The sequence below is a fragment of the Skermanella sp. genome, from assembly GCF_059503625.1.
This window is the reverse complement of record NZ_JCACHA010001201.1, coordinates 1-4,736: the sequence shown is the minus strand read 5'-3', so window position 1 is coordinate 4,736 and position 4,736 is coordinate 1. Positions and strand designations below refer to the sequence as shown.

Here is a 4,736-nt window from a genome sequence, read left to right as displayed (position 1 = left end):
ATAGCCTTGATGGACTGAGTTAATTATTCACGTTAACGATGATACGTCAAGAAATTCGTAGGTCGGTCTAAAGCGAAGCGGCAGCCGACATAGACGCGCCTGCCTGTCGGCTGCGGCTTCGCTTTAGGCCGACCTACGAAAGAAAACTCTTATTCCGCAGCTACCAAGTGTCCGTTAGTTTCCTGCCGGAAATATTCGCGGGTCAACTTGACGATCACCGGCGACAGCAGCAGCAGGCTCAGCAGGTTCGGGATCGCCATGAAGGCGTTCAAGGTATCGGCGATCAGCCAGATCAGGTCGAGCTGGGCGACCGAGCCGACGAACACGGCGAGCGTCCACAGCACCCGGTACGGCTTCTCCGACTTGGTGCCGATCAGGAACTCCCAGCACTTCTCGCCATAGTACGACCAGCCCAGGATGGTGGTCATCGCGAAGACCGCAAGCTCGATCGACAGCAGGTACTGGCCGATGCCGGGCATGGCGGCCTCGAAGGCCGACGACGACAGCACCGCTCCCGATTCACCGCTGTTCCAGACGCCGGAAACGATGATCGCGAGGCCGGTCATGGTGCAGACGATGATGGTGTCGATGAAGGTTCCCATCATGCCGACCAGAGCGGAGCGGACCGGGCTGCGGGTCATGCCGGCGGCCTGGGCGATGCCGGCGGTGCCGAGACCCGCCTCGTTGGAGAAGATGCCGCGGGCGACGCCGTAGCGCATGGCCGCCCAGACGGCTGCCCCGGCGAAACCGCCGCTTGCCGCGACCGGCGTGAAGGCGTGGGTGAACACCAGCGAGAAGGCTTCCGGAATGCGGTCGGAGAACATGAACAGGACGAACAGGGCGCACAGCACGTAGCTGATGCACATCAGCGGGACGAGCGATTCCGCAACCTTGCCGATCCGCTTGATGCCGCCCAGGATGACGGCGCCGGTCACGACGGTCAGCACGATGCCGGTGATCCAGACGGGGATGCCGAAGGTGTTCTCGGCTACGCCGGCGATGGCGTTGGCCTGCACCATGTTGCCGATGCCGAAGCCCGCCACGCCGGCGGTCAGGGCGAAGGCGACGCCCAGCCAGCGCCAGTTCGGCCCCAGACCGTTCTTGATCGCGTACATCGGGCCGCCGACATGCTCGCCGTTCTCGTCGACCTCGCGGTAATGCACGGCCAGCAGAACTTCGGCGTATTTGGTCGCCATGCCGACAAGAGCGGTACACCACATCCAGAACAGCGCGCCCGGCCCGCCCAGTGCGATGGCCGTGGCGACGCCCGCGATGTTGCCGGTGCCGACCGTGGCGGCCAGCGCCGTCATCAGCGCCGCGAAGGGGCTGATCTCGCCGTCTTCGACCGACCCGGACTTGCGGCCCTGCCAGACCAGCTTGATACCGTAGCCGATCTTGGCGATCGGCATCATCTTGAGGCGGATTTGCAGGAAAAGGCCGGTGCCCAGGATCAGGACCAGCATGGGCACGCCCCAAACGATGCCGTTCAAGGCATTGAGGCCTTGGCTGAAAGCTTCCACGTTTCCTCCGGTTAACTTTTATCTTCAATTCGATGAAGTTAAGGCCGGAGGCAGCGGAAAGGACCAACGGTCCGCCACGGCCTCCAACCTTGGTTAACCGTCAGTTAAGCAAAGCTCGTGCCAGTACTGAAAACCTTGTCGTCACAGCGGCTTGAGGAAAAGCCGGGACGGTACGGTGCGTACACATAGGTTTACACCAGGCCGGTTTGGCTTGGCGTTCATCACGAAAGATAGTTTCCAGGCAAGGGTTTGCCGGCAGTGTACATCGTCGGGTACGGTGTACCTGGATGTTTACGGGAAACCCGTCTTCAAGACCTTTGCTTCATGTGGGAACGGGGATTATGGCCGTATTCCTCCTCGAAGCGCCGGCGGCGCATCTGCGAGATCAGGGAGCGGACCAGATAGCCCCCGATAAATCCTAGCAGTATTCCCAAAAGCAAAGTGTCCATCGGTCCCCTGACTGGCCCGTTCGCGTATCGACGACCGATGGATCATATTTGCTTCAATTAGCCGGATACAAGCAGCCGCTTGGACGATAGCCGAAAGAAGCGCCCCCGAAAGAAACGCCCCCCGAAAGAAGCGCCAGTCGGGCGGCAAGCGACAAGCGGCAGGGTCAGGCCGCGCTGTCGAGCGGCTGCAACCCGGCCGTGATCGCCGCGAAGGCCGTCCTGAACCGCGCATCGGCGGCATCCCGTGCGTCGAAGGTCACGTGCAGCGCCTCCCTGTCCGCGTCCAGTACGGTAAACCCGATACGGACCCCCTGCTTCTCCAGGATCAGGACGCCCGGCATGCCTGTTCCGACGCCCTCGACGCCGGCGATCATGGCGCCGCCTTCCGACAGGTCCTCCAGCTTGGCGGTCCTGCGCTCGGCGCCGAACTCGACCGAGCACCGTTCGTCGACCCGGTAGCGGACCATGCGCCGGCGGTTGGCCTCGACCGTGGAGGTGCGGACCACGCGGACCAGGACGCGGCGCAGTTCCTCGATGCTGACGGCGACTTCCCCGGAGTTGGTCTTGACGTGGGCGGCCTGGATGCCGGTCTGCATCACTTCGCTGGAAACTTCGGAAATCCGGGTGGAAACCTCCTGGGCGGCTTCCGTCGTCTCGCTGACGTTGCGGCTGATCTCCTGGGTCGCGGCGGCCTGTTCCTCCATCGCAGCGGCGATCGCGCCGGAAACGCGGTCGATCTCGCCGATGGTCAGGCCGATCTCCTCGACGGCGGTGACGGCGCTTGCGGTGACGGTTTGGATCTCGCCGATCTGGCGCGTGATCTCCTCGGTCGAGCGCGCCGTCTGGTTGGCCAGGTTCTTGACTTCCTGCGCCACGACGGCGAAGCCCTTGCCGGCCTCTCCCGCCCGCGCCGCCTCGATCGTCGCGTTCAGCGCCAGGAGGTTGGTCTGTCCCGCGATGGCATTGATCAGCTTGACCACTTCGTCGATCTTGCCGACCGCCTGCGACAGCGAACCGATGGTCGCCTGGGTGCGCTCGCCGCTCTCCACGGCGCGGCGCGTCACGGCGCCGGAATGGGCGACCTGGGCCGTGATTTCCCGGATCGACGCCGCCAGCTCCTCCGTCGCGGACGCCACGGTCTGGGCATTGAGAAGCGCCTGGGTGGCGGCCGCCGCGACGCTGCGGGAGTTTTCCCCGACCCGCTCGGCGGAGGTCGCCATGCCGACAGCGTCCCGCGCCATCCCGTTGGTGTGGACCGCGACCTTTTCCACGGCGGCCCGGGCTTCCTGCTCGACCGTTTCGGCCATCGCCCGGAGCGCCTTGGTCCTGTTCTCCTGCTCGGCTTCGGCGTAGGTCTCCAGCAGCAGTTCCAGGTCCAGCCACGCCAGCTTGTTCAGGGCCGTGCGCAGTGCCAGTTTCCGGGCGGTTTCGGCTGCTCCGAACAGGGAACCCAGGCCCCTGCCGCCGGTGTCCAGCCCCAATTCCCCGATGATCCCGTTGATGACGGTGCTATGGCAGATGGCGACCGCATAGCCGGGGACGCCGTTGTCGTAAAACGCCCGCCCAAGCCGTTTCGCGGAGTCCATGAAGTCGCCGTCGATCTTTCCGGAGACGGCCCTTACCCAATGTGCCACCCGCACGGTATGGACAGCGGGGCTGGCCAGCGCCGTCTGGATCTCTGGCCAGGCGGAAAAGCGCGAGTGCCACTGTTCGAGCAGTCCCGGAAGGCGTGTTTCCGCAAAGGACTTCTGCTGACGGACTAGATCGACTTCCGCGTCGCTCAACTGAAACACGGCAAGCCGTCTGGCATGGCGATCCGATACGGGCGGAGTTTTCGAGCTGTCATGTATTCCCATGATTCACCCTTGGGAAGTGTAAGGTGAGAGTTTTCAAGACAGTCGATATCGTATTCAGAATAAATGATCTGTTAATGTATTACCTAATCTCTACGGAGCATATGCGTGAACCTTATACCTTACTTTAATCCATCAAGTACTTTGCGGTTCATAGTACCAAATGCCGATGGTGCGGCATCGGTCCGCTGTCGGGACGGGTTCAGGCCGTCTGGGGAAAGCGCAGCTTGGCCCAGGTCAGGGCGGAGGTCGCGTCCCGGGCGAAGGCGTCCGCGCCGATCCGGCGCCACAGGTCGGGGCAGCAGTTGAACGGATAGCCGCCGACCATGATCTTGGTCTCGTCGCAACGCGGGTTCGACCGTATCGCGCCGATCAGGGCGGAGGCCTTGGGCAGGTTGGGTGCGATCGTGACGGAGAGCGCCAGCACATCCGGCTGATCGAGTTCGACCAGCGACACGATCTCCTTCACGGGGATGCTGGCGCCGAGATAGACGGCGTCCCAGCCGTTCATCGTGAACACGTCGCAGACCATCCGGATGCCGATTTCATGAAGCTCGCCGTCGATGCAGGTGGCGATGAGGCGCTGGCTCCCGGTCCTTCCCCGCAACAGGTAGGGGTAGAGCTGGGACATGATCGTCTTGGTCGCGGCGGTGAAATAGTGCTCCTGCGGGATCGTCACCCTGTTCATCTGCCACAGGCGGCCAACCTCCTGAAGCGACGGCTGAAGCACGTTCATGTACAGGTTGGAGATGGGAACGCCGGCATCGGCGGCATTGAAGATCAGGTCGGTGGCGCCCGCCTGGTCCTGGGCCAGCAGCCGGCTCAGGTAATCCTCCGCCATGGTGCCGAACGGGTTGTCTTCGGTCAGCCGGCTGGCCGGAACATCCTCCATGCCGTGGAGCAGCCGGAGCGAG

General features: G+C 63.4%; 3 protein-coding genes. All 3 read right to left on the bottom strand.

Going from position 1 to position 4,736, the window contains the following annotated elements; genetic code table 11:
- Positions 1 to 149: 149 nt before the first annotated feature.
- Positions 150 to 1,520: an alanine/glycine:cation symporter family protein gene (locus tag AC5JJ6_RS42170; protein ID WP_496047791.1), complete on the bottom strand. Its 1,371-nt coding sequence runs from the start codon at positions 1,518 to 1,520 to the stop codon at positions 150 to 152.
- A 613-nt stretch (positions 1,521 to 2,133) separates the two neighbouring features.
- Complete coding sequence (locus AC5JJ6_RS42165) at positions 2,134 to 3,825, bottom strand: methyl-accepting chemotaxis protein (RefSeq protein ID WP_496047790.1); 1,692 nt, start codon at positions 3,823 to 3,825, stop codon at positions 2,134 to 2,136.
- Between the two features lie 199 nt (positions 3,826 to 4,024).
- A partial coding sequence (locus tag AC5JJ6_RS42160; protein WP_496047789.1) for a cobalamin B12-binding domain-containing protein occupies positions 4,025 to 4,736 on the bottom strand: 712 nt, incomplete at its 5' end.